Origin of the sequence: Sphingomonas sp. Leaf67 (assembly GCF_001421965.1) — a bacterium.
Taxonomy (GTDB): domain Bacteria; phylum Pseudomonadota; class Alphaproteobacteria; order Sphingomonadales; family Sphingomonadaceae; genus Sphingomonas.
Genome location: NZ_LMLP01000023.1, coordinates 1 through 26,746, shown reverse-complemented (window position 1 = coordinate 26,746; position 26,746 = coordinate 1). Strand labels below are relative to the sequence as shown.

Sequence of the window (26,746 nt, the reverse complement as noted above, 5' to 3'; positions counted from 1 at the left end):
TCAGGGTCTCCAGATACTCAATTCGGTCCGGCTGATTGCCGGACGGCCGCCCCCCCGGGCGTACCTCGTGCCACCGTCTATGGATTGGTCGCGCGGGGCGCAAGCGATACGAGCTTGCCCGGATTGAACAGCCCGAACGGGTCCAGCCCGGCCTTGATCGCGCGCAACGCCCCCAGCCGGGCGGGCGGACCCAGCCGTTCCAGTTCGGCCAGTTTCATCTGGCCGATGCCATGTTCCGCCGAGATCGATCCGCCCGCCGCCGTCACCGCGTCATGGACGAAGCGGGTGACGACCGGCGCGTCCTGCGCATACCAGCGCGCCGGATCGACCCCCGACGGCGCGCGGACATGGAAATGGACATTGCCGTCGCCCAGATGGCCGAAGGCGGTGGCATGGGTACCGGGAAAGCGTGCCTCCGCCGCCGCCGCCGCCTGCGTCATGAACCGCGGCATGGTGTCCACGGGTACCGAGATATCGTGCTGGACCGCCGGTCCGGTCGACTTCTCTGCCGCCGACAGCGAATCGCGCAACCGCCAGAAGGCCTCGGCCTGCGCCTCGCTGGTGGCGATCACCGCATCCCCGATCCATCCGGCAGCGAACCCATCGGCGAGCAGCGTTTCGAGCAGCGGCGCGGGCGGCGATTCGCCCGGGGCCGCAACCGCCTCGATCAGTAACTGCCACGGATAATCGCCTGCCAGCGGCGTGCGCGCGCCCGGCACGTGTGCAACGGCCAGCGCCAGCGTGTCGGCAGGGATGATCTCGAAACTCTCGATCCGGTCGGTCGCCGTCTGCATCCTGCGCAGCAGGTCGAGTCCCGCCTGCGGATCGCCGATCCCGACCCATGCGACGGCACGTTCGGCAATGGCCGGGGCCAGCCGCAACGTCGCGGCGGTGACGATGGCGAGCGTCCCCTCCGCCCCGACCAGCAATTGCGTCAGGTCGTAACCGCGATTGTCCTTGGGCAGCACCGCCAGCCCGTCATGCACCGATCCGTCGGGCAGCACCGCCTCCACGCCCAGCACCAGCCGCCGCATATTGCCCCAGCGCAGCACCTGCGTACCGCCGGCATTGGTCGACACCAGCCCGCCGATCGTCGCGCTGCCCCGCGCGCCGAGCGTCAGCGGGAATCGCTGGCCGGCATCGGCGGCGGCTTCGTGCAGATTCTGGAGAATGACGCCGGCTTCGGCGACCGCCTGTCCCGGATCGATACGCCGCAGCCGATCCATCCGCCGGAGCGACAGCAGCACCGCTTCACCATGCGCGGGCGGGGTCGCCCCGCCGACCATCGACGTGTTACCGCCCTGCGGCACGATCGGCACGCCGTGTTTCGCGGCCAGCGCAACCAGTGCAGCGACCTGTTCCGTAGCGTAAGGTTCGAACAGCGCCGCGCTCTTCCCGTGATAGCGGCCGCGCCAGTCGGTCAGCCACGGCGCGATCCGTTCGACATCGGTGGTGACGATCCGGTCGCCCAGCCCCGCACGGGCATCGGCGACCATCGCGGCGACGGGCGATGGCATCATGGATCGGGCGGTAGCACCGCAATTCCCTTGCGACCAGTTCATCTGCGGTTAAATTCCGATCGGAGATGTTCTTCGCGTGACCGCCTTGCCGCTTCCCGCAGCGACCCTGATGTTGCTCATGCTCGCGCTGCCCGGTGCCGCGCAGCGTCGGCTTGCCGAACCGCCGGCGACGACGGTGATGCGGACCGAGATGCGGATCCAGCGGATGATCATTCGCGTTCCCCGTGCCCCCTTCGCCCCCGTCGCGTTCAGTGCGCCACGCGCGCTCCCGCCGATCCAGTGGGTCGAAAAGCGGACCGACCGTTGCCTGCCCGTACAGAGTGTCGCGGCGGTGACGATCAGCCGCACCGACAGCGTCGATCTGTTGCTGAACGGTGGGGGACGGGTGCGGGCGCGGTTGGCCGACGATTGCCCGTCGCTCGATTTCTATGCCGGCATGTATATCAAACCGAGCAGCGACGGGCGGATGTGCGCGTCACGCGACGTCATCCGCTCGCGCACCGGTGGCCAGTGCCGGATCGCGCAGTTCCGCGCGCTGGTCCCGGCGCGCTGAATTGCGGACGGCGCGCACGCCAACCTTGACTTTTCCGACGTTTTCCGCGACGCGCCGTCCGATTTACCGGAGCGCGGGCCTGTTGCGTTCCCCAGCCATGGAACCGCAATGACCTTCGCCGATCTCGGCCTGTCCGACGAACTGCTGCGTTCCGTCAACGATTCGGGCTATACCGAACCGACCCCGATTCAGGCGGCGGCGATCCCGTCGGTACTGATGATGCGCGATCTGGTCGCGATCGCCCAGACCGGCACCGGCAAGACCGCTTCGTTCGTGCTGCCGATGATCGACATCCTGGCGCAGGGGCGCAGCCGGGCACGGATGCCGCGCTCGCTGATCCTCGAACCGACGCGCGAACTGGCCGCGCAGGTTGCCGAGAATTTCGAGAAGTACGGCGCGAACCACAAGCTGTCGATGGCGTTGCTGATCGGCGGCGTTTCGATGGGCGACCAGCTCGCCGCGCTGGAAAAGGGCGTCGACGTGCTGATCGCGACGCCGGGCCGGCTGATGGACCTGTTCACTCGGGGCAAGATCCTGCTGACCGGCTGTTCGATGCTGGTCATCGACGAAGCCGACCGGATGCTCGACATGGGGTTCATTCCCGATATCGAGGAAATCTGCACCAAGCTGCCCAAGCAGCGTCAGACGCTGTTGTTTTCGGCGACGATGCCGCCGCCGATCAAAAAGCTGGCCGACAAGTTCCTCGACAATCCCAAGACGATCGAGGTGTCGCGCCCGGCATCGACCAATCTGAACATAGCCCAGCATGTCGTGCCCGTCAGCGCCGCAAAGAAGCGCGAAGTGCTGCGCACGCTGCTGGCGACCGAGGAGGTCCGCAACGCGATCATCTTCTGCAATCGCAAGACGACCGTGCGCGAACTGAACAAGAGCCTGCAACGCGCCCGCTTCCGCTCCGCCGAAATCCATGGCGACATGGACCAGTCCGCTCGCATCGCCGAACTGGAACGCTTCAAGTCGGGTGACGTCTCGATCCTCGTCGCCTCGGACGTCGCTGCGCGCGGCCTCGACGTGAAGGGGGTCAGCCACGTCTTCAACTATGACGCGCCGTGGCATCCCGACGATTATGTCCATCGCATCGGTCGTACCGGGCGCGGTGGCGCGACCGGCATCGCCTATACGCTGGTTACACCCGACGACGCCGAGAATATCGCCAATATCGAAAAGCTGACCGGACAGAAGATTCCGGTGCTCGACTTGGGGCACGAACCGGCCGAAGCGCCGGTCGAGGCCGAACCGGTCGAGGAGGCCCCTCGCCGTGGTCGCCGCCCCCGTCCGGCCGCCGCCGAACCGGAGGCGCCTCGCGCTCGTCCCGCCGCCCCTGAACCGGAAGCGCCCCGCGAACGCGCGCCGCGCGCAGAGCGTGAGGAACGCCGTCCGCGTCGCGAGCGCGAGGAGCGCGCGCCCGAACTTCGCGACGAACGCCCGGCCCGCTACGTTCAGCAGGACGCGGTCGAGGATGGCGGCTGGAACGGCCCCTTCCCCGCCTTCCTGAATGTCCGCATCCCGCTCTGATCCGGTGGACGACGTGTTCGAACCGGTCGCTCCGCAAGCGATCGAGAGCCCCTGCGTGCTGGTCTGTTCGATCGATACCGACACCGGCTGGTGCCTTGGCTGCGGACGGACGCGCGACGAGATCGCGCGCTGGACCGCGATCGACAGCGAAGCGCGCCGCGCGGTGATGACGGTGCTGCCGCAGCGAATGGCGGTTCTGGAACAATAGCTTGGCCGGACCCCCGGATGGCTGCCGTGCGTTAGCGCGCCATCCAGACATTCGGAGGTTCCCCATGGCCGTCACGCTCAAGCCGCTGTCCGAGCAAACTATCGTCATCACCGGTGCCTCGTCGGGGATCGGCCTCGCCACCGCCCGCCGGGCCGCGCGCGAAGGGGCAAAGGTTCTGCTGGTCGCACGCAACGAAGACGCGTTGCGCGAGGCGACCGAATCGATCCTGCTGCACGGCGGCAAGGTCGATTTCCTCGCGATCGACATCACCGCCGCCGATGCCCCCGAACGGATCGGTGCGAAGGCACGCGAGGCGTTCGGCGGGTTCGACACATGGGTGAACGACGCCGCCGTCGCGCTCTATGCCCGTCTGGAGGCGACCGGCATCGACGAACAGCGTCGCGTATTCGACGTCGGCTATTTCGCGACCGTCGCGGCCTCGCTCTATGCCGCGCGCGAACTGACCGCACGAGGCGGCGGGGCGATCGTCAATCTTGGGTCAATCCTGTCCGACCGGTCGGTGCCGGTGCAGGGGGCGTACAGCGCGATGAAGCATGCGGTGCAGGGCTTTACGGAGGCGTTCCGGATGGAGATGGAGGCCGAAGGCCGCCCGGTATCGGTCACCCTGGTCAAACCCGCCGCGATCGACACCCCCTATCCCGAACATGCCCGCAACCGCATGGACAAGCCGGCGCGCGTCCCGCCGGTCGTTTATGATCCCGAACTGGTCGCCAAGGCGATCTGTTTCGCCGCAGCCCATCCCAAGCGCGACCTGACCGTCGGCGGCACCGGCATGGCGATGATCAAGATGAGCAACCTGCTGCCGCGCAGCGCCGACCGGTTCATGGAGATGTTCTTCAAGGAAGAGGCGCAGACGATCGATACCCCTGCGACGCCCGGTGCCAAGGACAATCTGTTCGAACCGCGCAAGGACGGCCGCGAACGGTCGAACCAGGACATCTACGTCCGCAAGCAGAGCCTCGCGCTCGAAGCGCAGATGCGACCGTGGACGACCATGGCGATTCTGGGCGGTGTCGGTGTCGCGGCGGGCATGTTGCTGTCGCTACGCGGATCGACGCCGCGTCGGACCGACGAGGAGGTGAAGCTGCTCCCGCCGCCGACCATGGCGCATCAGGCGGACGGCAGCGATTCATCGGCGTCCTATGCGGCGGGGATTGCCGATGGGGGCACGATCCCCGAAGCGCACGATCCGGCGTTTTCCGAACGTCCGGTCGGCGCAGCCGACGCGCCGAATGCGGACGATATCAAGGTCGCGCACCCCTGAACGCCTGACGCTTCCCTTCCCCTACGGGGTGGGGAAGCGTTATTCGCCCGGTGCGCGCAGCAGCTTGCGAATGAACCCGATCAGTCCGGTCTGCCGCGACCGGCGCAGCCGTTCCGCCGCAAGGATCGTCTGTACCTTGCGAAAGCAATCCTCGACATCGTCATTGACCAGCACATAATCATAGCTGTCCCAATGGCTGACCTCGGCCGCCGATCGCGCCATGCGGGCATCGATCACCTCGACGCTGTCGGTGTTGCGCGACACCAGCCGCTGCCGCAATTCGGCCATCGACGGCGGCAGGATGAAGACGCGGACGACATCGCCGCCGGCAATCTGGAACAGTTGCTGCGCACCCTGCCAGTCGATGTCGAACAACACGTCCTTGCCCGCGCTCAGCATCGCTTCGACCGGCGCGCGCGGCGTGCCGTAGCGGTTGCCGAACACATGCGCCCATTCCAGAAATTCGTGGGCCGACACCATGCGCCGGAATTCTTCCAGATCGACGAAGTGGTAATCCTTACCGTCGACTTCCCCTTCGCGCGGCGCGCGCGTGGTGGCGGATACCGACATTGACAGGTCGCTTTCGGCGGCCAGCAGCTTGCGTGCGATCGTCGATTTACCCGCCCCGGATGGGGAGGACAGGACGAACAACACCCCCCGGCGCTTGAAGCCGTGGAGGTCGGGGTCTGGCAGATGGCTCATGGCGGGGCCTCATCGCGCGTGCAGGCGCACGACGTCAAGGGGCGACGGAATCCCGTCGCCCCTCTCCTGTCATCCGTAAATTGTGGATTGCGCGCCAAACCGGCAAGCAGGGCGGATATCGCCTCCGCCACCGACAGGCTCTAAAACATTCTCAGTAGCCGCGCCGTATCTTGTCGGTCTTGCGACGATCATAAGCCTTTTTCGCGGCATAACCGCCACCAAGAATCATGCCGAGCGGTCCCATGCGACGCATTACGCTGCCGGCGACCCAGCCCATCGCCGCACCCTTCGCGCCACCACGCCCGTCGCGGCGATCCATCTCGCGCCCGACCAGTGCGCCGATAATACGTCCGATCATGCTGCATCCTCCGTTTCGAACAATTGTGCCTTCAGTTCACCTGCGCCGCGCAAGACGGCCCAGCCGACAGCATAGGTAATCGCGATGGGCACCACGACTTTCAGGACATTGACGACAATGGCACCCTTGATAGCACCATCGACGCTCGAGTCATCGTCGCCACTCATCTTGTCGATCGCGGCACCGACCAGCGCCCCTATCGTCGTTGCACCCATGATTTCCCTCGCCAAGATTATACATCTACAGCGCGGGAAGGGCCGGGATGTTCCGTGCAACATACTGACGCCATCCATGGGCCGATGCCAAAGGTCACAAAAGTCACACTCGCGCAGCGTGCGGACGTTGCGCGAAGCCACCGAACCACTTTGTCAAACAGCGTGGGCAACGATGCCCGGTCGACGGCATGGCACAGGCTGCCTTTGTAGGACAGCGATCGCCCCTATCCGACCATCGTCTCCGGCCGGACCAGCCGATCGAACGTCGCCGCATCGACCAGCCCCATCGCCAGCCCGGCTTCGCGCAACGTCAGCCCCTCGGCATGGGCGTGCTTGGCGATCTTGGCGGCGTTGTCATAGCCGATCTCGGGCGCGAGTGCCGTGACCAGCATCAGCGAGCGTTCGACCAGTTCGCCGATCCGCGCGCGGTTCGGCTCGATCCCGTCGATACACCGCTCGGCGAAACTCGCCATGCCTATGCTAAGCAGGTCGATCGACCGCAGCACCGCCGCGCCGATCAGCGGTTTGAAGACATTCAGCTCCAGATGCCCCTGCATCCCGCCGACCGTTACCGACAGGTGATTGCCGATGACCTGCGCCGACACCATCGTCAGCATTTCGCACTGGGTCGGATTGACCTTGCCCGGCATGATCGAGCTGCCCGGTTCGTTCGCCGGCAGGTCGATTTCGCCCAACCCCGAGCGTGGTCCCGACCCCAGCAACCGGATGTCGTTGGCGATCTTCGTCAACGCGACCGCCAGCGTATTGAGCGTGCCCGACAGCTGGACCAGCGGGTCGTTCGACGCCAACGCCTCGAACTTGTTGGGTGCGGTGACGAAGGCGTGGCCGGTGATCGCGGTAATCTCCGCAGCAATCGCTTCGGCGAAACCGGGCGCGGCGTTCAGGCCGGTGCCGACCGCCGTACCCCCCTGTGCGAGGCGGAGCAGATCCCCCTCCGCCGCCTCCAACCGCCGCTTCGCATCGTGCAACTGCGCGACATACCCCGAAAATTCCTGCCCCAGCGTCAGCGGCGTCGCATCCTGCAAATGGGTGCGCCCGATCTTGACGATATCGGTCCAGTCCTTCGCCTTTGCCTCCAGCGAGTCCGCCAGCCGGTCGAGCGCCGGGATCAGGTCGCGGTTCAGCGCGACGACCGCCGCGACGTGCAGCGCGGTCGGGAAGCTGTCGTTCGATGACTGCCCCTTGTTGACGTGATCGTTGGGATGGACCGGCGACTTGCCACCGCGTTTGCCGGTCAGCGCTTCGTTGGCGCGCCCGGCGATCACTTCGTTGGCGTTCATGTTCGACTGGGTACCGCTGCCGGTCTGCCAGATGACCAGCGGGAATTGATCGTCGAGCTTGCCCGCAATCACCTCGCCCGCCGCTGCCTCGATGGCATCGGCGATGCTGCCCTCCAGACCATGCGCCCGGTTCACCCGTGCCGCCGCCTGCTTCACGATGGCCAGCGCATGAACGATGCCGATCGGCATCCGTTCGGACGGCGGGAAGGGGAAATTCTCGATCGATCGTTCGGTCTGCGCGCCCCAATAGGCGTCGGCGGGAACCTCGATCGCGCCGATCGAGTCGGTTTCGGTACGGGTATCGGTCATCACCCAAAAACCCGCGGGCGCGTCAGTCGATCCGTTTCGACAGGAAGAAGCGCGCATGGCCCGGCGGGAAATCGTCGATCGTGCCGAAATGGCCGAAGCCCAGCTTCTCGTAGAAGCCGCGCGCCTGAAAGCTGAACGTGTCGAGCCAGATGCCGATGCAATCCGCCGCGCGCGCCAGTTCCTCGGCCCGCTGCATCAGGTCGCGGCCGATCCCCTGCCCCTTCGACGCCGGTGACACCGCCAGAAACTCGACGAACAGCCAGCGATAGCCGATCTTGCCCCACAGCCCGCCGGTGATCGTGCCCGCATCGTCGCGGACCACGATCGCAACCTGCCGTCGTTCGGTCGGCCCGACCGCGGCATCGTTATGCGCGGACAGGATGCGCAGGATCGCCTCGCGCTCGCCCTCTCCGGGATTCGCGACGACCTCGACCGTCACTTCTTGCGCTTGAAGTCCACCGCCACGACGTTCGATCCGTCCTCGCTGGTGGCGATCGGCGCATCGTTTTCGGGCGGATCATGCGGTTCGGGCTCGTCGCCCGGTTCGTCATTCGCCTGAAAGCGCAGTTCGAAATTGACCGCCGGATCGTGAAAACCGGTGATCGCGGCAAAGGGGATGACCAGCGTCGACGGGATGCCGCCGAAGCTCAACCCTACCGAAAATCGTTCGGCATCGACGGTCAGGTCCCAGAAACGATGCTGGATGACGATCGTCATCTCGTCCGGGAACCGTTCGATCAGCCGCCGGGGGATGTCGACGCCGGGGGCCTGCGTCTTGAACGTGATGTAGAAATGATGCTCGCCGGGCAGCGCGCCGGTGGCGGAGACCTGCCCGAGCACGCGGCCGACGACGGCGCGCAAGGCTTCCTGGACGATCTCGTCATACGGGATCAGGCTGTCGGCGACGGGCTGGTTCATGGGCCTTGGGTTAGCGGCGTTTGCCCGCCCGTCAAGATTCGTTGCGTTGCATGGGCCACGCCAAGCGCTATGGAACCGCACATGCGCACCGCCACCATCGCCCGCAAGACCAGCGAGACGTCGATCGACGTCACGGTCAATCTCGACGGCACCGGCACCTATGACGTGTCGACCGGCGTCGGATTTTTCGACCATATGCTCGAACAGCTGAGCCGCCATTCGCTGATCGACCTGACCGTGCGGACGATCGGCGACCTGCATATCGACGCGCACCATACCGTCGAGGATACCGGCATCGCGATCGGCGAAGCCTTTGCGAGGGCGCTGGGCGACAAGCGCGGCATCCGCCGCTATGGCGACGCCCTGTCACCGATGGACGAGACGCTGACGCGCGTCGCGCTCGACATTTCGGGACGGCCGTGGCTGGTATGGAAGGTGGCGTTCACCCAGGCACAACTCGGAACGATGGATACCGAGATGTTCGGCCATTTCTGCCACAGCTTCGCACAGGCCGCTGGCATCACGCTGCATGTCGAGACGTTGTACGGCACCAACAACCATCATATCGCCGAAAGCATCTTCAAGGGATTGGCCCGCGCCCTGCGCACCGCGACCGAGATCGATCCGCGCAAGAGCGATGCCATCCCCTCGACCAAGGGAGTGTTGTGACATGGTGACCCGTCCGATGCAGCCGATGAGCCTCGCGATGCTCACCTATGTGAAGCCGCTCGACGAGGTCGATGTCCACCGCGACGCGCATGTCGCATGGATCAAAAAGGCGATGGACGAGGGTGTCATGCTGCTCGCCGGGCGTCGCAATCCGCCGACCGGCGGCGTGCTGCTGTTCCGCGGCGAAGCGGATGCGGTGCGCGCGGTGGCGGAAACCGACCCGTTCGTCGTGAACGGCGTCGCGACGGTCGAGATCGTCGCCTTTACCATGACGCTGGCGATGGACCAGATCGGCGACCTGTTTTGATCGCACTGATCGATTACGGCGCGGGCAATCTCCATTCGGTCGCCAATGCGCTGAAGGCGGCGGGCGCGTCGGACCTGTCGATCACCGCCGATCCGGAAGCGGTGCGGAGCGCCGACCGCATCGTCCTGCCCGGGGTCGGCGCGTTCGCGGCCTGTATGAACGGCCTGACCGCGATTCCGGGCATGGTCGATGCGATGCGCGAGCGGGCGCTGGACGGCGGCGTGCCGTTCCTCGGCGTCTGTGTCGGCATGCAGTTGCTTGCCGTCACCGGTGAGGAGTTCGGCGTGCACGCGGGACTGGGCTGGATCGACGGCACCGTCCGCCGCCTGCCCGCGTCGCCCGGCATCACCGTGCCGCATATGGGCTGGAACGATGTCGTGCCTTGCTGCGAGCATCCGCTGCTGGTGCCGGGTGAGGCGTATTTCCTGCACAGCTATGCGTTCGATGGCGATCAGGTGCTGGCCACCACCGACCATGGCGGCCCGGTGACGGCGGCGATCGGCCGCGACAATCTGCTGGGCGTGCAGTTCCACCCCGAAAAGAGCCAGCGCTATGGCATCGCGCTGCTGGAGAGGTTCCTCGAATGGCGTCCTTGATCGTCTTCCCCGCCATCGACCTGAAGGGCGGGCAGGTCGTCCGTCTGGCAGAGGGCGATATGGACCGCGCCACCGTGTATGGCGACGATCCGGCGCAGCAGGCGCGGCTGTTCGCCGACGCCGGGGCGGATCACCTGCATGTCGTCGACCTCGACGGGGCGTTCGCGGGCCAGTCGGTCAATGGCGATGCGGTCGCCGCGATCCTGCGGGCGTTTCCGGGTCGGGTGCAATTGGGTGGCGGCATCCGCAACCGCGCCAATGTCGATCGCTGGATCGATCTGGGCGTCGCGCGGGTCGTTATCGGCACCGCCGCGCTCGAAAACCCCGACTTCGTCCGCGAGGCCGCCGCCGCCTGTCCGGGGCAGGTCGTCGTCGCGGTCGACGCGTGGGACGGCATGGTCGCGACGCGCGGCTGGGCCGATGTGTCGACCGTCTCGGTCACCGACCTTGCCCGCCGGTTCGAGGATGCCGGTGTTGCCGCCGTTCTGTTCACCGATGTCGGCCGCGACGGGATGCTGAAGGGCTGCAATGTCGAGGCGACCGCCGCGCTGGCTGCTGCCGTGTCGATCCCGGTCATCGCCAGCGGCGGGGTGGCGGGGATCGAGGACATTCACGCGCTGAAGGGCAAGCCCGGCATTGAGGGCGTCATCACCGGCCGCGCGCTGTACGACGGTCGCCTCGACCTGGCCGAAGCGATCCGGGTCGCCAGCGCATGACCGTCCGGGCGCGGGTGATCCCCTGTCTCGACGTCCATGCCGGGCGGGTGGTGAAGGGCGTCAATTTCGTCGAACTGCGCGATGCCGGCGATCCGGTCGAACAGGCGCGTGCCTATGATGCGGCGGGCGCCGACGAGCTGACCTTCCTCGACATCGGCGCGAGTCATGAGGGTCGCGACACGATCATCGACGTGGTCCGGCGGACCGCAGAGGTATGCTTCATGCCGCTGACCGTCGGTGGTGGCGTCCGCTCGCCCGACGATGCACGCGCGCTGCTGCTGGCCGGGGCGGACAAGGTCGCGGTCAATTCCGCTGCTGTCGCCCGGCCCGAACTGGTCGCCGACATCGCCGACCGCTTCGGCAGCCAGTGCGTCACCGCCTCGGTCGATGCGCGGCGCAGCGATGGCCGCTGGGAAGTGTTCACCCATGGCGGCCGCCGCGCGACCGGCATCGACGCGGTCGAACATGCGCTGAAGCTGGCGTCGCTGGGCGCGGGCGAGTTGCTGGTCACGTCGATGGACCGTGACGGGACGCGCGACGGCTATGACCTCGACCTGATCCGCACCATCGCCGATGCGGTATCGGTGCCGGTCGTCGCCTCGGGCGGGGTGGGTACGCTCGACCATCTGGTCGCGGGAGTGATCGAGGGGCATGCCAGCGCAGTGCTGGCGGCGTCGATCTTCCATTTCGGCGAAGCGTCGGTGGCCGATGCACATGCCGCACTGGCCGCGGCGGGGGTACCGGTGCGGTCACCTGCGCGGGGATAGGCGGCCCGCGCCTTCAACCCCTTAGTCAGTTCACCCTCACCCTTCCGCGGCTTTGCCGCTCCCTCCCTCTCCCGTCGGGAGAGGGGAGAGCACGTCCGGCGGCGCCGGGTGGGAAGGGCGAGGGCGAATCAGCAGAAGCGGTTTGCGGCCCCTCCCGAAACCGGCCTACTCCCCCGGGAACGCCACCAGCGCCGACACCCCGATCCCGTCCGCGCGCAACGCCGCCGCCCCACCCAGATCGGGCAGGTCGATCGCGAACAACGCCTGTTCGACGCTCGCCCCGGCCTTGCGCAGCAGCCGCACCGCCGCGCGCGCCGTGCCCCCAGTCGCGATCAGATCGTCGATCAGCAACACCCGCGCGCCGGGGGCGCAGGCATCGGCGTGGATGGCGATGCGGTCGGTGCCGTATTCGAGGGCATAGTCCTCGGCGATCGTCGCGCCGGGCAGCTTGCCGTCCTTGCGGATCAGCAACACCCCCGCGCCCAGCGCGAGCGCGACGGCAGGGGCGAAGACGAATCCCCGCGCCTCGATCCCCGCGACCAGATCGATCGGGCCGTTCACCGCCGCGACCATGCCATCGACGGCGAGGCGCAATCCTTCCGGATCGAGGATCAGCGTCGTGATGTCGCGAAACCGGATGCCGGGTTTGGGGAAATCGGGGATGGTGCGGATGCGCCGGGCGATCGCATCGACCCCGACGTCATCCGCAACGATCAATGCTTCATGCCCCGCCAGATGTTGCGATACGCGCCGAACGCGAGGCCGGTGAAGATCAGCAGGAAGATGACCGTCGCCAGACCCCAGGTGTGACGCTTTTGCAGGTTCGGCTCGGCCGTCCATGTCAGGAACGCCGCGACGTCCTTCGCCATCTGGTCGACGGTCGCGCGGGTACCGTCCTGATACTGGACCTGATCGTTCGCGGTCAGCGGCGGTGCCATGGCGAGGTTCAGCGTCGCGAAATAGCGGTTGAAATGCAGGCCCTCGGGCGTCTTGGCCTCGGGGAATTTGCGGAGCAGATCGGCGGGCTGCGCGCTATAGCCGGTCAGCAGCGAATAGACGTAATCCGAACCGTCGTCGCGCGCCTTGGTCATCAGCGACAGGTCGGGCGGCACCGCATTGTTGTTGGCGGCGCGCGCGGCGACGTCGTTGGCGAAGACCAGCGGGAAACGATCGGACGGCAGGTTCTTGCGCGTCGCCGGCTCGCCCGTTTCCGGATTTACGCTCGGCTGTTCGATCGCCCAATCGGTGGCGATCGTCTTGACCTGACCCTCGTCATAGCCAAGCGCCTGAAGGTCGCGGAACGACACCAGCCGCAGCGAATGGCACGCCGAGCAGACTTCCTTGTAGACCTGAAACCCGCGCTGCAGCTGCTGGTTGTCGAAGGTGCCGAACAGCCCCGCCGATTGCAGCCCGGCGTCGCGCGGCTTCAGGTGGAACTCGTGCTCGGCGGAATGGACCGGCGTGTCGTTGATCATGCCGCTGACGGTCGAAATGACACCGAGCAGCAGCGCGAACAGAAAGCCCGCGCCGACGACGAGGTTGAGGTTGCGGGCGAGAAAACGGGAAGCGAAGGAGAGCATCGTGGTTCCCTTACTCGGCCGCGGCCGGGCTGTTGTGCCCCGGAAGGACGGACCCATGGGCGGCGGTCTGCGCGGGCGACGTGCCGCCTTCGCCCTTCAGCACCGCTTCGGTGATCGAATTGGGCAGCGGCCGCGGCCGCTCCATCGCCGACACGATCGGCAGGACGACGAGGAAATGGGCGAAATAATAGCCTGCCGCGATCTGGCTGAGCAGCACCGTGACCGGCGTCGCCTCCGCACCGCCCAGATAGCCGAGCACCAGCACGTCGACCAGCAGCACGATCAGGAACAGGCGATAGGTCGGACGGTAATTGGCCGACTTCACCGGTGACTTGTCGAGCCACGGCAGGAAGAACAGCAGCAGGATCGAGCCGAACATCGCCAGCACGCCCCACAGCTTCGCGGGCAGGATGAAGTCGACGGTGAACGCCTTCAGGATCGCGTAGAAGGGCAGGAAATACCATTCGGGCACGATGTGCGCCGGCGTCGAGAGCGGGTTGGCCGGGATGTAATTGTCCGGGTGGCCGAGCAGGTTCGGCGCGAAGAAGATCAGCGACGCGAACACGATCAGGAAGATGCCGAGCCCGAACCCGTCCTTGGCGGTGTAATAGGGGTGGAACGGCACGGTATCCTGCGGTCCCTTCACCTCGACGCCGGTCGGGTTGTTCGACCCCGGAATGTGCAGCGCCCAGATGTGCAGGACGATGACGCCCGCGATCACGAACGGCATCAGATAATGGAGCGAGAAGAAGCGGTTGAGCGCGGCATTGTCCGGCGCATAGCCACCCAGCAGCCAAACGCGGATCGTTTCGCCCACGCCCGGGATCGCCGAGAAGAACCCGGTGATGACCTGCGCGCCCCAGAAGCTCATCTGCCCCCAAGGGAGCACATAGCCCATGAACGCCGTCGCCATCATCAGCAGGAAGATGACGACGCCGAGCAGCCACACCATTTCGCGCGGTGCCTTGTACGACCCGTAATAGATGCCGCGCGAGATGTGCGTGTAGACGACGATGAAGAACATCGACGCGCCGTTCGCATGGGCATAGCGCAGGAACCAGCCCGACGGCACGTCGCGCATGATCCGCTCGACCGAATCGAACGCTACCGCGCCGTTCGCCGCATAATGCATGGCGAGCACGATGCCGGTGATGATCTGCACCGCCAGCGCCGCGCCGGCGAGCACGCCGAAGTTCCAGAAATAATTGAGGTTGCGCGGCACCGGATAACCGGCACCGACCGCGTTATAGACCAACCGGGGAAGCGGCAGCTTCTCGTCCAGCCAGCGCATCAGCGGCTGTTTCGGTTCGTAATGCTTGGCCCAGGGGAAGCTCATGACTCTCTCCTCAGCCGACCGTCACGACGGTGTCGGACGTGAATGCATATTCGGGAACGTGCAGGTTCTGCGGCGCGGGCCCCTGCCGGATGCGACCGGCCGTGTCATAGGCCGACCCGTGGCACGGGCAGAAATAGCCGCCGAACGGCCCCTTGTTCTCACCCTCGCCCGCGCCCAGCGGCACGCAGCCCAGGTGCGTGCAGACGCCCAGCGTGATGAGCCAGTTGTTCTTGCCGGTCTTGGTCCGCTCAGCCAGCGTCTGCGGATCGCGCAGATCGGCGAGCGATACCGCGTTCGCCTCGGCGATTTCCTTGGGCGTCAGGTTGCGCACGAACAGCGGCTGCTTGCGGAAACTGGCCTTGATCGCCTGTCCCGGCTCGATCGCCGACAGGTCGATCTCGGTCGTCGACAGCGCCAGCGTATCGGCGGCGGGCGACATCTGGTTGATGAGCGGCAGCGCGATCACGCCCGCGCCGACCCCGGCGAATGCCACCGCGCCGATCGACAGATAGTCGCGCCTGCGGGGGTTGTCCGGCCCGCCGTCCAGCGCGGTCGCGCCGCCTGCGGGTACGTGCTGATCGTCGTCAGTCGCCATTCAACAGCCCTTGTCGTCGGGCGCATGTCGCGCCCTGCCCCTCTCCGGTCGCCCTCGTGGAAGCGACGCCGGACCGGCCGGTTCTCCGTCCAGTCGCACAGGGTGATAGCCGGGCGTTCGACCGTTTGCCAATCCCTTTTGCCGAAACCGCCCCGTGCCGACCCATGGATGTTCAGATTGGCGCAAGCGACGACATGGTCTATGCGCCGCTGCCAGACCCAATATCCCTCGCGTGTTCCGGGAACTCCATGCGTCGTATCGCCCTATTGTTCGCTTTCCTCGCCTCGCTCCTCGCGCTGCCCGCCACGGCGCAGGTCATGGACGTGCCCGGACGCGCGCCGCCGCCGTCGACGACGGACTTGCGCAACCTGTGGATCCTCGACCTGTCGACCGGCGGGCGGGTGACGATCTGGCTGCGTCCCGACGTCGCGCCCAAGATGGTGTCGCGGATCAAGACGCTGACGCGCGAAAAATTCTATGACGGCCTGAAATTTCACCGCGTGATCGACGGATTCATGGCGCAGGGCGGCGATCCCGATGGCGACGGCACCGGCGGCTCGAAGCTGCCGAACGTCGAAAAGGAGTTCAACTATTTGCCGCACGTCCGCGGCGCGGTGGCGGCGGCGCGGGCCAATGACGAGAACAGCGCGAACAGCCAGTTCTATATCATGCTCGCCCCGCGCCTCGCGCTTGACAAGAAATATACCGTGTTCGGCCGGGTGATCGACGGCATGCAATATGTCGATGCGATCGAAAAGGGCGAGCCGCCGGCCGATCCGTCGCGCGTCGTCCACGCCTATATCGCCAGCGACAATCCCCCGCCCTATCAGCCCGAGGCGCCGGTCGCCCTGCCCGAAACGGTCGCACCGCTGCCCGCCACCGCGCCGCGCCCCCGGCCCGCTGCCGCGCCGCGGCGGACCCAGCCCGCCCCCGCCCGCTAACCCCGGGCGAGCGACGACCGGCGATGCACGTCGACCTGTTCGATTTCGAGCTGCCGACCGATCGGATCGCGCTGCGCCCCGCCGCCCCGCGCGACGCGGCGCGGATGCTGGTGCTCGATGGCGATGCCACGCTCGACCGGAGCGTGCGCGACCTGCCCGCCTGCCTGCGACCCGGCGACCTGCTGGTGTTCAACGACACCCGCGTCATTCCGGCGCAGCTGGAGGGACGGCGCGGCGACGCGGGCATCGGCGCGACGCTGCACAAGCGCGAGGGGCCGCGCCGCTGGCGGGCGTTCGTGCGCAACGGGCGGCGGCTGCGCGACGGCGACACGATCGATTTCGGCGCAGGCGTAACCGCGATCGCCGGCGACCGGGCCGAGGATGGCAGCTTCGCGCTCGACTTCGCCGGCGACGAGCCGGTCGAGCTGCTGCTGGAGCGTGCCGGGCGGATGCCGCTGCCGCCCTATATCGCCGCCAGGCGCGGCGGTGCCGACGCGCGCGATGCCGAGGATTACCAGACGCTGTTCGCGCGAGAGGCCGGTGCGGTCGCCGCCCCCACTGCCGCGCTGCACTTTACGCCGGCATTGATGGCGGCGCTGGACGCAGCGGGAATCGGCCATGCGACGCTGACACTGCATGTCGGTGCGGGCACCTTCCTGCCGGTCAAGGCCGAGGATACCGACGACCACCGGATGCATGCCGAATGGGGCTGCATCGACGCCACGACCGCCGACCGCCTGAACGCGACCCGCGCCGCCGGCGGCCGGGTGATCGCGGTCGGCACCACCAGTCTGCGTCTGATCGAAAGCGCCTGCGACGACGCCGGCCGGGTCCAGCCGTTCGAGGGCGACACCGCGATCTTCATCACCCCCGGTTACCGGTTCCGTGGCATTGACGGCCTGATGACGAACTTCCACTTGCCCAAATCGACGCTGTTCATGCTGGTGTCGGCGCTGATGGGGCGGGAGCGGATGCAGGCGGCGTATGCCCACGCCGTCGCGCAGGAATATCGTTTCTATTCCTATGGCGACGCCTCGTTGCTCCTCCCGGCTTGACAGCACAGTCCCGCCGGGTAAGGGCTGAAGGACCGACGCGGGTGTAGCTCAATGGTAGAGCAGAAGCTTCCCAAGCTACAGGAAATGGCAGAAAACTGTCGTTTCTGCTGTAAACCGGCCTAAATCGGTTGTCGTGAAATCAATAGCTTAGCCGAGGCCCTGTAAACCGCCCCAGGCAGGTTTTCGCCTTGCCTTCGCGAAAAATCACCATGCGCCTGCCAGCAATTCGGCCTGCTGGATGACAGTCTGGACAGCTGCTTCCTGAAGGTCGGGTGGATAGCCGTATTTACGCAGGATTCGCTTCACGAGCACACGCATCCTGGCTCGGGCACTCTCGCGGTGGGACCAGTCGACGGTGGAGTTGGCGCGCAGGTTGTTGACCAGTTCGGCGGCGATCACCTTCAGGCTGTCGTTGCCCATGATGTCGACGGCGCTTTCATTGTCGGCGAGCGCGTCGTAGAAAGCGATCTCCTCCGGGGTCAGCCCTTCCGCCTCGCCGCGGGCCTGTTCGGCACGGATCTGCTTGGCGAGGTCGATCAGCGTCTGCAGCACCTCGACCGTGCTGACGGCGTTGGTGTGATAGCGCGCGATGGCATCGGTCAGGCGTTCGGAATAGCGGCGGCTCTCGACGGCGTTGGTGCGACTGCGCGAGCGGATCTGGTCACCGAGCAGCTTCTTCAACGCCTCCAGCGCCAGGTTCGGCCTCTCCATCGCCTTCACTTCGGCCAGGAAGTCGTCGGACAGGATCGAGATGTCCGGCGTGGTGAGGCCTGCGGCGCGCAGAATCTCGACGATCTCGGTCGACACCACTGACTTGTTGATAAGCTGCTGGACGGCGAAGTCGCGGTCTTTCGCAGAGCCCCTGCTGCCGCCGGTCTTGGCGAGAGCGGCGCGGACGGTCTGGTAGAAGGCGATGTCGTCGCGGATCGCCCGTGCCTCGTCGCTTGCGGCGGCCAGCGCGAAAGCCTTGGTCAGCGCGAGCACGGCGTCCTGAAAACGGCGGTGCGCGGCCTTCCGGGCTTCGTCGCTTGCTTCCTTCGCCGCGGCCTCATGCTGGCGGGCGAGGATGAACTCGATCGCTTCGGCCAGGCATTTCAGCCGTGCGACCGGTGTGCCGGAAATGCCGGGCTTGCAGTCGAAGCCGTGGAACATCGCTCGCACCACGTCGAACTTCTCGAGCAGCACCGCGACGGCCTCCGCCTCGTCGATCCCGGTTTCGGCAGCGTCGGAGGCGGAATACTGGCCGAGCGCCTTCTTCAGGTTCTGGGCGATGCCGATGTAATCGACCACCAGCCCCGCCGGCTTGTCGCGGAACACGCGATTCACACGCGCGATCGCTTGCATCAGGCCGTGGCCGCGCATCGGCTTGTCGATGTACATGGTGTGCATAGACGGCGCGTCGAAGCCGGTCAGCCACATGTCGCGCACGATCACGAGCCGCAGTGGATCGGTCGGGTCTTTCGCCCGGGCTGCCAGCAGGTCGCGCCGCGCCTTGTTGCCGATATGCGGCTGCCATGCAGGAATGTCGGCTGCCGACCCGGTCATCACGACCTTCACCGCGCCCGTCTTGTCGTCGTCGCTATGCCATTCGGGCCTGAGGGCGGCGATAGCATCATAGAGCGCCACGCAGATGCGGCGGCTCATGCAGACGACCATCGCCTTGCCGTCCATTGCCGCCAGCCGGTCCTCGAAATGGGCGACCAGATCGACGGCGACCATCTCCAGGCGCTTCTTCGATCCGACCAGCTTCTCCACGGCGGACCAGCGCCGCTTCAACCGTTCCTGCTCGCTCAGCGCTTCGTCTTCGGTAAGGCCGTCGATCTCGGCGTCGATGACCGGCAGTTCCTCGGGCGGAAGCTCGATGCGGGCCAGCCGGCTCTCGTAGTAGATCGGCACCGTCGCGCCGTCCTCGACCGCGCGGGCAATGTCGTAGACGTCGACATAGTTGCCAAACACGGCGGGGGTGTTGACGTCATCCTTCTCGATCGGCGTGCCGGTGAAGCCGATGAACGAGGCGTTGGGCAGCGCGTCGCGGAGATACTTGGCGAAGCCATAGGCCAGTTCGCCGGTCTTGCGGTCGATCCGCGCGCGGAAGCCATATTGCGATCGGTGCGCTTCGTCCGCGATGACGATGACGTTGCGGCGGTCGCTGATCGCGGGATAGTCGCTGGTCCCCGGCGGAGGGGCGAACTTCTGCATCGTGGTGAAGATCACCCCGCCGGACGCGCGGTCGAGCCGTTCGGTCAGGTCCTCGCGGCTGTCGATCTGGATCGGGGTCTGGCGGATCAGGTCGGCGCACATCGAGAAGGTGGCGAACAGCTGATCGTCGAGGTCGTTGCGGTCGGTGATGACGACGATCGTCGGGTTTTCCAGCGCTGGCTCGCGCACCAGCAACCCGGCGTAAAAGGCCATGAGGAAGCTCTTGCCGGACCCCTGCGTGTGCCAGATCACGCCGATCCGGCGGTCGCCGGCTGGATGCGCGGCAGCGTCGGGCAAGCCGTAGCGCATGGGGCTTTCCCGCATCGCGCCCGCCGCCGACACACCTGGCACTGCGCGGAGCGTCGCGGTGACGGCGCGCTGGGCGGCGTGGAACTGGTGATAGCCGGCGATGATCTTGACGATGCCGCGCCCGGTGTCGCCGAACACGGTGAAGTCGCGGATGAGCATCAGCAGGCGCTGGCGATCGAGCACGCCCGCGATCATCACCTCAAGCTCGGGCACGCCCTTGGCCGCGATGTCCTCGCCGTCGACCGTGCGCCACGGCATGAAGCGCTCCTGGTCGGCGGTCAGCGATCCGATCTGCGCCGTCATGCCGTCCGACGCGATCAGCAGCGCGTTGGTGCGGAACAGCGACCCGATCTCGCTCTTGTAGGTCTGAAGCTGATTGTAGGCGCCGGTGACGGTGGCGTTTTCGTCGCCCGGGTTCTTCAGCTCGATGACCCCGATGGGCAGGCCATTGAGAAACAGCACGATGTCGGGCCGACGGGTGTGGCCGCGCTCGATGACGGTGAACTGATTGATCGCCAGCCAGTCGTTCATGTCAAAGCCACCGGCCGGCGTGGCGAAATCGACCAGCCGCACCCGGTCGCCGCGGATCGCGCCATCGGCCGCGCGATACTCGACCGGCACCCCCTCCACGATCAGCCGGTGGAGCCGCCGGTTTTCCTCGACCTGACCGGGCATCTCGACCGCCAGCACCCGGCGGATCGCATCGGCGCGCGCGTCGGCGGGGATCTGCGGGTTGAGCCGATCGACCGCCGCGGTCAGCCGAGCGGTCAGGATCACGTCACTGTTCGCCGTCCGCTCAGGCGTATTGCCGTCGGGCGAGGCGTCGATGCCATAGGCGACCTGCCAGCCCTGTTCGGCCAGCCAGGCGAGCGCGGCGTCCTCGACGACCGATTCGGTCAGCTTCGCCATCAGGCGGGGGAGCCGGGGGCGCAGGTCATGCCGCCAACGCCTCAGCTTCGCGGACACGGATTTCGCCGGACATCAGCTTGGGGAGGAGGGCGTCGCGGGTGGCAAGGAGGGTACGGGATTCGACTAAATTAGCATTTCGCCTCGCATACAATTCGCCAACGATCCGATCGAAGGCAAGGATCGCTGTCATGGGTGGTTTGACAACTGGCAAGTTGTGGATGTGATTCCGGTTTAAAGTTGGCACCGCAGAGCCAGCGTTGAACGAGCCAATGTCAATGTCGAGAAGGGCGTGAAACGCATAAAGCGGAGTGGTGTGCGGGTACTCCTTGATCCAAAGGGAGGTGTTTAACGGCCAGAAATCTTCAGCGACGTAATAGACGCCGCCCAACACACCTGATCGCCCGGTGCACACACCAGGGCCGCTGACCCGCTTTTCACTGTGTGTTCCGCTGGGACCGCTGGCAGCGATCACGGGGAAAGCTCCATCCGTTCGATCGCCCTTGGGCAGATCGAAGCCCCTCTGAAAAACAAGCATCTCGTTAAGTGGCCCCCATTCCCACCCCTCTGGGACGCCATCGTTGCCAAGGCGGTCGGGGAACAGGGTCGGGGGCGAGATAGGCGGGTCGGCCTTCGGCCTTGGCGCGGGTGGGGCCGAAATCGACGAACCAGTCCCGGAACAACGCCCGCGCGCTCGCTTCCAGCGTCTCGTTCATCCGCCGGTTGAGTTCGATCTTGTCGTCAAGGGCGGACAAAACGGCGGCGATGCTTCGCTGTATCGATATAGTGGGAAGGTAGAGCGGAAAATTCTCTGCAAACTGCGTGTATTGGAAGCGAGCGACACCAGTATGCTGAATGTGATATGGTAGCATACGTCGAGGTGCATATTCATCTTGCAATTTCCAGAAAAGAAAATTTGGATCAACCTCGCTAACGTTCGGACGAAGAAGTCGTGAAAAGCTTGCGCATACAAGCGGATGGGAGGCATCTTCTAATAATTTATTCTTGATTAGGACGGTGCGGCCAGTCGGCTGATCCTTCGTCCCTCCTGCCGCTTCGATCAGGGTATCGCCGGGTCGGATACGCTTTCGCTCGAGAATGTCCGAACGTATATAACGCACAGGCAACGATCGCATGTCACCATACCGCACATTTTGAAAGTCTGTCCCTCTAACCACCAGTGCGGGAGAGTGACCGTCTGTGGGCTCTCCGTGTCCCCACTCTCCATCTCGGGTAAAAGATAAAAGATCAGCAAGGCGCCTATCCGCCATCACGCCGCCCCATCCACGAACAAAGCCACCAATCGCTGGTTCATGTAGTAGTTATTCCGTCCGATCCGCTGCTTGTCCAGAAATCCTGCCGCCGCCAGCGTGTCGAGATATTTCGTCGCGGTCGGTCGGGACACACCCAGTTCCTGCTCGACATATTCGATCCGCGTATAGGGGTGGCGGAACAGGTTGTTGAGCAGGTCCTGCGAATAGCCTTTGGGGTGGTCGGCCCGGATGCGCTGCTTGTAGTCGGCCATCAGCACCCGCATCCCTTCGATCAGCGCCAGCGTGTCCTTCGCCGTCTGCGCGACGCCGCGCGCCTCGGTGGCGACGCTTGCCTCACCAGCGTTCACGCCGTCAGCCGTCCTGGCACCAGCACGCGAAGGTCGGGCGCGATGATCGCGCGGAACCGGTCGCTCGTCGTCGTCCAGTCGATCAGGTCGACCTTCCAAGGCAGGTCGCTTTCGTCGAATGCCTCCGCCAGACCGGCCATGACCGACGGCGGGATCGGATTCGACGCGCATAGCGCCAGATCGAGATCGGACATGGGCCGTGCCCTGCCCTTTGCCCGGCTGCCATAGACATAGACGGTCGTGTCGGCGGGAAGATGCTGCAGCAGCGTCTCGCGTACGATCGCATCGTGCCGAGCTTCGATGGCGATCGGCGAACTCATTCGGCTCGCTGCGTCATTATGTCGTGCAGGTATCGCACCTCTTCGATGAAGGCGGGTATTCCGGCAACGACCCTAATCGCCTTCGTCTCGTCATAGGTGTGCGACGTGATGTTCCGATCGTCGCGATATTGCTTCCACCGTGACCATTCGTTCAACAGCAGGCCGCGCTCGTTCGCGGTGCGGATGAGCGTGGGAAAGCTCATCTGCGCAACGGCATCCGGGTTGGCGTCACTCATCGCCAAATAGCGGCGCAGCATCTTGTGCGCGAGATCATAGGTGAATTCGAACCGCTGGATCAGGCCATCGCGGATCTGCGTGTCCGACGTGTCACCTAGATAGCGCGCCTGACCTTCTTCGAGCCGGGCGATCGCGCTGGTGAGCGGGGTCAGATCAATCGGCACGACAGCTCTCCCGGCTCGCATCGTCCTGCAAAAACATCGCGGCTTCTTTTACACATGCGCCGCGACGTGCAAAACTTTCGCGGTTTTTTTTTACACATTCGGGCGCTCGTCCGGCACGACCACTCCCGCCAGCCGCTGACGGATGACGTCGGTCAGCCGCGCGCTTTCGGCGAACTGCTCCTCCAGCGTCGCCTGGAGGGTGGCGAAGCGCTCGGCGAAAGGAACGACGTCCGCTTCGACGTCTTCGGCGCCGACATAACGACCGGGCGTGAGAACATAGCCGTGGCCAGCGATGACTTCGTGGCGGGCGGCGCAGGCGAAGCCGGGAACGTCGGCATAGCCCTCCCCCTCGCGCCAAGCGTGATAGGTGTCGGCGATCTTCGCGATATCCGCATCGCTGAACTCGCGCCGCGTGCGGTCGACCATGTGGCCGAGCTTGCGCGCGTCGATGAACAGGATCTCGCCGCGACGGTCGCGCAGCTTCCTGCTGCGGCCGATGCCGTTCGACTTGTCCTTCGCCAGGAACCAGATGCACACCGGGATCTGGGTCGAATAGAAGAGCTGGCCCGGCATCGCGATCATGCAGTCGATCACGTCGCCGTCCACCATCGCCCGGCGGATGTTGCCCTCGCCATTCTGGGTCGAGGACATCGACCCGTTGGCCAGGATGACGCCGGCGGTGCCGGTGGGTGCCAGATGGTGCAGGATGTGCTGGAGCCAGGCGAAGTTGGCGTTGCCGGCCGGCGGGGGGCCGAACTGCCACCGCGCATCCTGCTTGATCCGGTCACCGCCCCAGTCGGAAATGTTGAACGGTGGGTTGGCGAGCACATAATCGGCGCGGAGGTCGGGCAGTTCGTCCTTGTGGAAGCTACCCTCGCTGTTCCAGCGGATGTCGGCGTCGATGCCGCGCACCGCCAGGTTCATCATCGCCAGCCGCCACGTCGTGTGGTTGGATTCCTGACCATAGATGGCGATGTCGCCGATCCGCCCGCCGTGGCTTTCGACGAACTTCTCCGACTGGACAAACATGCCGCCCGACCCGCAGCACGGATCGTAAACGCGGCCCTTGTACGGCTCGAGCATCTCCACCATTGTCCGGACGACCGAGCGCGGCGTGTAGAACTCGCCACCGCGCTTGCCCTCGCTGCCGGCGAACTGACCGAGGAAGTATTCGTAGACCCGGCCGAGCAGGTCGCGGGATGCGTTGCCGGCGTCCTTGAAACCGATGCCGGAGATCAGGTCGATCAGTTCGCCCAGCATCACCGCATTCAGGCCCGGGCGGGCGTAATCCTTGGGCAACACGCCCTTCAGCCCCGGATTGACCTTCTCGATCTCCAGCATGGCGTCGTCGATGACCTTGCCGATGCCGGGCTGCTTCGCGTTCGCCTGAAGGTGCGACCAGCGTGCGCCCTTCGGCACCCAGAAAATGTTGTCGGCGCGGTATTCGTCCTCGTCCTCAGCACCCTCGGAATATTCGGCGAGCAGTTGGGCGTGCTTTGCCTCGAACCCTTCGGATATGTGCTTCAGGAAGATAAGGCCGAGCACGACATGCTTATAGTCCGACGGCTCCATATTGCCGCGCAGCTTGTCGGCGGCCCGGAAAAGCTCCGCCTCGAAACCCAGATCACCGCCCGCCGTCGTCTTCTTCGTCGCTCTTGCCATCATCGTCCCAATGCTGCTCGCTCGAACGGATACCCGGCTCGGGACCGTGCTGCCAGACCGCGATGGATCTGGCGAAGGTTTTAAGGGCGGATGAGGAAATTTCAGGCGCAATTCCGCGTCGCTGGGGAAACCCCGAGCGACGCTGGTGCGCGGACCCGATTGCCGGCTCCGGATGGCGCCTTGCGGGCGCGGTCCTTCTCACCCGCGGGCGGGGTGATCCGGAAGGTGACGGCTGCCGTCACGAGGGGGGTCTATCGGCTGGCGCCGATCCATTCCAGACTGATGCCGTCACGCCGTCGGCACGGCGTGCTGGAGGCGAAGCGTGGTCGGCGAGCGGGCGATTAGCCAGAGCATCGGAGCGGCGAATGGCAAGCTCGCCGCGCTGCTGCGGTCGCGCGAGGAAGACGAGCAGTTGCTCAAGATCGGACGGGTTAAGATCAAGGAACAGGCGAAAGAAGAGGCCGCGAAGAGACCGACCAGCGGCCGTAGCGCGTGGACGATCACCGCCGACTTCGGCGCGCCGCTGCCCCGCCCGGGTCGTCCGCGGGCGGCGGACGGGGTCACGACCAGCTTCCACTTCCATTCCTGTTCCGTGACCCGGTCGTCCATCGCCGCAGCGACGGGCGGTTTGGCAGCGAGCCATGCCGCCTATGTCGAGCGTGTCGAAGCGGTCGAGGTCGGTTCGGCGCTCGATCATGCCGGCTATGTCGAGCGCGGCGATGCGGTCGAGATCGCGGTTCGGCCGCTCGTCTTCAGCAACATATCCGACGATCCCGATCGGCGCCGTGCCTATTGGGAAGCGGTTGATCGCTGCGAACGGCAGGGGCATGAAGGGCTGAGCATCGACGCCAGCGTCATCGGGGGGTGGTTGAAAAGGGTAGCGGCCGACGAACTGCCTCCAGATTTCGTCGCCCATTGCCATGCCGAGCGGGAGCGCCGGGTAGCCAGTCGGAAGAGGCCGAAGTCGTTCAAGCCGAAGCGCTACCGCGCCGATGGCCGTGACTGCGCGGCGATCCTCGACGTCTTACGGCGCGCGCCGGGTTGGCCGGATGAGGATCCGCCCGTCATTTTCACACCCGGTTCCGCTGGCCGGACGCAGTATCGCTACGTCGCCGAGCTGCCGCACGAGCTTGGCGCCGACGACCGGGCTGCCATCGTTCGTCACTTCTGCGACCATCTCGGTTCCTTCGCCCGCGACGCGGAGGGCCAATCCACGGGCATGATGTATACCGCGGTGATCCATGCGCCGGGGCCGGGCAATGACAAGCAGAACTTTCACCTCCACGTCATCGCGCACGATCGCCCCGCCAAATGGATGCCCGACCCAGGCAAGTGGGATTTCGAGATTGCCGAGGAGTTTAAGCGCAAGGGCGAGACCCGCGTCCGCTATCCGCACCGGCAGGAAAAGATCGTCGAGGTCAGCCGCAGCCTCGCGCCGGACAAGCGGTCGAAGCACTATAACGCCGCGATCGCCGGCAAAGCTTTCGTACCGCACCTGCGGGAACGCTTCGCCAGCATCTGCAACGACCGGCTCGCGCTCAGGGGTATCCAGCGCCGGATCGACGCGCGGTCGCACGAGGCGCTCGGAATCGACAAGAAGCCCGAATTGCACCTCGGCACCCGTGCTTCCGCGCTGGAGCGGGCGGGCGTGTCGACCGCGATCGGCCGCTACAATGCGGCTGCCAGCTGGCAATACGCCGCGCTAGCCGAGCGGCGCAGGACCGAAGTGGACTTGCCCCGCTTAAGTGGAGAGGCATTTGCTCAGCGTGACGCGGTTCGTTCGAACTGCGAGGGGCTGGTGTAGTCGAGCGCGGAATGACGCCTGTGCGAGGGGCTGGTGTAGTCGAGCGCGGAATGACGCCTG

The 26,746-nt window shown here is 65.8% G+C and carries 30 protein-coding genes; 12 read left to right on the top strand and 18 right to left on the bottom strand.

Features of this window, described 5'->3' with window-relative positions:
• Window positions 1-77: 77 nt before the first annotated feature.
• Complete coding sequence (locus ASE90_RS16120) at window positions 78-1,520, bottom strand: FAD-binding oxidoreductase (RefSeq protein WP_056003165.1); 1,443 nt, start codon at window positions 1,518-1,520, stop codon at window positions 78-80.
• A 109-nt stretch (window positions 1,521-1,629) separates the two neighbouring features.
• Between ASE90_RS16120 and ASE90_RS16115 the strand changes: the two genes are divergently transcribed.
• The 4 genes from ASE90_RS16115 to ASE90_RS16100 all read left to right on the top strand — a co-directional run bounded on the left by ASE90_RS16115 (window position 1,630) and on the right by ASE90_RS16100 (window position 5,099).
• Window positions 1,630-2,073, top strand: a complete 444-nt coding sequence (locus ASE90_RS16115) for a hypothetical protein (protein WP_156357659.1) — start codon at window positions 1,630-1,632, stop codon at window positions 2,071-2,073.
• 108 nt (window positions 2,074-2,181) lie between these two features.
• Entirely contained in the window at window positions 2,182-3,606 is a 1,425-nt protein-coding gene (locus ASE90_RS16110; protein ID WP_056003159.1) for a DEAD/DEAH box helicase, read from the top strand.
• Window positions 3,587-3,814, top strand: coding sequence for a DUF1289 domain-containing protein (locus ASE90_RS16105; protein WP_056003156.1), 228 nt, complete (start codon window positions 3,587-3,589; stop codon window positions 3,812-3,814). Before ASE90_RS16110 ends, ASE90_RS16105 begins: the two co-directional genes overlap by 20 nt.
• A gap of 64 nt (window positions 3,815-3,878) precedes the next feature.
• On the top strand, window positions 3,879-5,099 hold the full coding sequence (locus tag ASE90_RS16100; RefSeq protein ID WP_056003153.1) for an SDR family oxidoreductase: 1,221 nt from the start codon (window positions 3,879-3,881) through the stop codon (window positions 5,097-5,099).
• 39 nt (window positions 5,100-5,138) lie between these two features.
• Here the strand turns inward: ASE90_RS16100 and gmk are convergent, their stop codons facing one another.
• The 6 genes from gmk to ASE90_RS16070 form a co-directional block, all read right to left on the bottom strand.
• A complete protein-coding gene (gmk, locus tag ASE90_RS16095; protein WP_056003150.1) occupies window positions 5,139-5,801 on the bottom strand; it encodes a guanylate kinase in 663 nt (220 codons plus the stop codon).
• 151 nt (window positions 5,802-5,952) lie between these two features.
• Window positions 5,953-6,159: a hypothetical protein gene (locus tag ASE90_RS16090; protein ID WP_056003146.1), complete on the bottom strand. Its 207-nt coding sequence runs from the start codon at window positions 6,157-6,159 to the stop codon at window positions 5,953-5,955.
• Window positions 6,156-6,374, bottom strand: a complete 219-nt coding sequence (locus tag ASE90_RS16085; RefSeq protein ID WP_056003143.1) for a hypothetical protein — start codon at window positions 6,372-6,374, stop codon at window positions 6,156-6,158. The genes ASE90_RS16090 and ASE90_RS16085 overlap by 4 nt, the downstream gene beginning before the upstream one ends.
• Window positions 6,375-6,598: 224 nt before the next feature.
• Complete coding sequence (fumC, locus tag ASE90_RS16080; protein ID WP_056003140.1) at window positions 6,599-7,984, bottom strand: class II fumarate hydratase; 1,386 nt, start codon at window positions 7,982-7,984, stop codon at window positions 6,599-6,601.
• A gap of 22 nt (window positions 7,985-8,006) precedes the next feature.
• The gene (locus ASE90_RS16075; RefSeq protein ID WP_056003137.1) at window positions 8,007-8,423 is read right to left on the bottom strand and encodes a GNAT family N-acetyltransferase; all 417 of its coding nucleotides are present in this window, start codon (window positions 8,421-8,423) and stop codon (window positions 8,007-8,009) included.
• Window positions 8,420-8,902 (bottom strand): SspB family protein, encoded by a 483-nt coding sequence (locus ASE90_RS16070; RefSeq protein WP_056003134.1) that lies wholly within the window; start codon window positions 8,900-8,902, stop codon window positions 8,420-8,422. The genes ASE90_RS16075 and ASE90_RS16070 overlap by 4 nt, the downstream gene beginning before the upstream one ends.
• An 81-nt stretch (window positions 8,903-8,983) precedes the next feature.
• On the opposite strand from ASE90_RS16070, the gene hisB reads away from it, so the two are divergent.
• Genes hisB through hisF form a run of 5 tightly spaced genes read left to right on the top strand, consistent with a single transcriptional unit; the run spans window position 8,984 to window position 11,957 of the window.
• On the top strand, window positions 8,984-9,571 hold the full coding sequence (gene hisB / locus ASE90_RS16065; RefSeq protein WP_056003594.1) for an imidazoleglycerol-phosphate dehydratase HisB: 588 nt from the start codon (window positions 8,984-8,986) through the stop codon (window positions 9,569-9,571).
• Window position 9,572: 1 nt separating this feature from the next.
• Entirely contained in the window at window positions 9,573-9,878 is a 306-nt protein-coding gene (locus tag ASE90_RS16060) for a YciI family protein (protein ID WP_235531882.1), read from the top strand.
• Window positions 9,875-10,474: an imidazole glycerol phosphate synthase subunit HisH gene (gene hisH, locus ASE90_RS16055; RefSeq protein WP_056003131.1), complete on the top strand. Its 600-nt coding sequence runs from the start codon at window positions 9,875-9,877 to the stop codon at window positions 10,472-10,474. The genes ASE90_RS16060 and hisH overlap by 4 nt, the downstream gene beginning before the upstream one ends.
• Window positions 10,462-11,190, top strand: a complete 729-nt coding sequence (hisA, locus tag ASE90_RS16050; protein ID WP_056003128.1) for a 1-(5-phosphoribosyl)-5-[(5-phosphoribosylamino)methylideneamino]imidazole-4-carboxamide isomerase — start codon at window positions 10,462-10,464, stop codon at window positions 11,188-11,190. The genes hisH and hisA overlap by 13 nt, the downstream gene beginning before the upstream one ends.
• Window positions 11,187-11,957, top strand: coding sequence for an imidazole glycerol phosphate synthase subunit HisF (hisF, locus tag ASE90_RS16045; protein WP_056003125.1), 771 nt, complete (start codon window positions 11,187-11,189; stop codon window positions 11,955-11,957). The genes hisA and hisF overlap by 4 nt, the downstream gene beginning before the upstream one ends.
• Before the next feature lie 165 nt (window positions 11,958-12,122).
• Here the strand turns inward: hisF and ASE90_RS16040 are convergent, their stop codons facing one another.
• Genes ASE90_RS16040 through petA form a run of 4 tightly spaced genes read right to left on the bottom strand, consistent with a single transcriptional unit; the run spans window position 12,123 to window position 15,468 of the window.
• A complete protein-coding gene (locus tag ASE90_RS16040) occupies window positions 12,123-12,674 on the bottom strand; it encodes an adenine phosphoribosyltransferase (protein WP_414889364.1) in 552 nt (183 codons plus the stop codon).
• Window positions 12,671-13,537, bottom strand: a complete 867-nt coding sequence (locus ASE90_RS16035) for a cytochrome c1 (RefSeq protein WP_056003122.1) — start codon at window positions 13,535-13,537, stop codon at window positions 12,671-12,673. Before ASE90_RS16035 ends, ASE90_RS16040 begins: the two co-directional genes overlap by 4 nt.
• A gap of 10 nt (window positions 13,538-13,547) precedes the next feature.
• On the bottom strand, window positions 13,548-14,873 hold the full coding sequence (locus ASE90_RS16030) for a cytochrome b (RefSeq protein ID WP_056003118.1): 1,326 nt from the start codon (window positions 14,871-14,873) through the stop codon (window positions 13,548-13,550).
• A 10-nt stretch (window positions 14,874-14,883) separates the two neighbouring features.
• The gene (gene petA / locus ASE90_RS16025) at window positions 14,884-15,468 is read right to left on the bottom strand and encodes a ubiquinol-cytochrome c reductase iron-sulfur subunit (RefSeq protein ID WP_082438697.1); all 585 of its coding nucleotides are present in this window, start codon (window positions 15,466-15,468) and stop codon (window positions 14,884-14,886) included.
• A 248-nt stretch (window positions 15,469-15,716) separates the two neighbouring features.
• Here petA and ASE90_RS16020 point away from each other — a divergent pair, with 248 nt between their 5' ends.
• Together ASE90_RS16020 and queA are read left to right on the top strand one after the other, a co-directional pair.
• Entirely contained in the window at window positions 15,717-16,409 is a 693-nt protein-coding gene (locus ASE90_RS16020) for a peptidylprolyl isomerase (RefSeq protein ID WP_056003116.1), read from the top strand.
• A 23-nt stretch (window positions 16,410-16,432) separates the two neighbouring features.
• Window positions 16,433-17,464, top strand: coding sequence for a tRNA preQ1(34) S-adenosylmethionine ribosyltransferase-isomerase QueA (gene queA / locus ASE90_RS16015; protein WP_056003113.1), 1,032 nt, complete (start codon window positions 16,433-16,435; stop codon window positions 17,462-17,464).
• 204 nt (window positions 17,465-17,668) lie between these two features.
• On the opposite strand, the gene ASE90_RS16010 is transcribed toward queA, so the two are convergent.
• From ASE90_RS16010 to ASE90_RS15980, 7 genes are all read right to left on the bottom strand, one after another.
• Window positions 17,669-20,881, bottom strand: coding sequence for a type I restriction endonuclease subunit R (locus ASE90_RS16010; RefSeq protein WP_056003110.1), 3,213 nt, complete (start codon window positions 20,879-20,881; stop codon window positions 17,669-17,671).
• A gap of 25 nt (window positions 20,882-20,906) precedes the next feature.
• Window positions 20,907-21,353, bottom strand: coding sequence for a hypothetical protein (locus ASE90_RS20765; protein ID WP_156361627.1), 447 nt, complete (start codon window positions 21,351-21,353; stop codon window positions 20,907-20,909).
• Window positions 21,354-21,420: 67 nt separating this feature from the next.
• Window positions 21,421-21,999, bottom strand: coding sequence for a restriction endonuclease subunit S (locus ASE90_RS20760; protein ID WP_235531881.1), 579 nt, complete (start codon window positions 21,997-21,999; stop codon window positions 21,421-21,423).
• A 149-nt stretch (window positions 22,000-22,148) separates the two neighbouring features.
• Entirely contained in the window at window positions 22,149-22,499 is a 351-nt protein-coding gene (locus ASE90_RS15995; protein ID WP_056003101.1) for a helix-turn-helix domain-containing protein, read from the bottom strand.
• Entirely contained in the window at window positions 22,496-22,819 is a 324-nt protein-coding gene (locus ASE90_RS15990; RefSeq protein WP_056003098.1) for a nucleotidyltransferase family protein, read from the bottom strand. The genes ASE90_RS15995 and ASE90_RS15990 overlap by 4 nt, the downstream gene beginning before the upstream one ends.
• Window positions 22,816-23,220: an HI0074 family nucleotidyltransferase substrate-binding subunit gene (locus ASE90_RS15985; RefSeq protein WP_235531878.1), complete on the bottom strand. Its 405-nt coding sequence runs from the start codon at window positions 23,218-23,220 to the stop codon at window positions 22,816-22,818. The genes ASE90_RS15990 and ASE90_RS15985 overlap by 4 nt, the downstream gene beginning before the upstream one ends.
• Window positions 23,221-23,310: 90 nt before the next feature.
• The gene (locus tag ASE90_RS15980) at window positions 23,311-24,885 is read right to left on the bottom strand and encodes a type I restriction-modification system subunit M (protein ID WP_056003092.1); all 1,575 of its coding nucleotides are present in this window, start codon (window positions 24,883-24,885) and stop codon (window positions 23,311-23,313) included.
• Window positions 24,886-25,204: 319 nt separating this feature from the next.
• On the opposite strand from ASE90_RS15980, the gene ASE90_RS15975 reads away from it, so the two are divergent.
• Complete coding sequence (locus ASE90_RS15975; protein ID WP_056003090.1) at window positions 25,205-26,686, top strand: MobA/MobL family protein; 1,482 nt, start codon at window positions 25,205-25,207, stop codon at window positions 26,684-26,686.
• Window positions 26,687-26,746 lie beyond the last annotated feature (60 nt).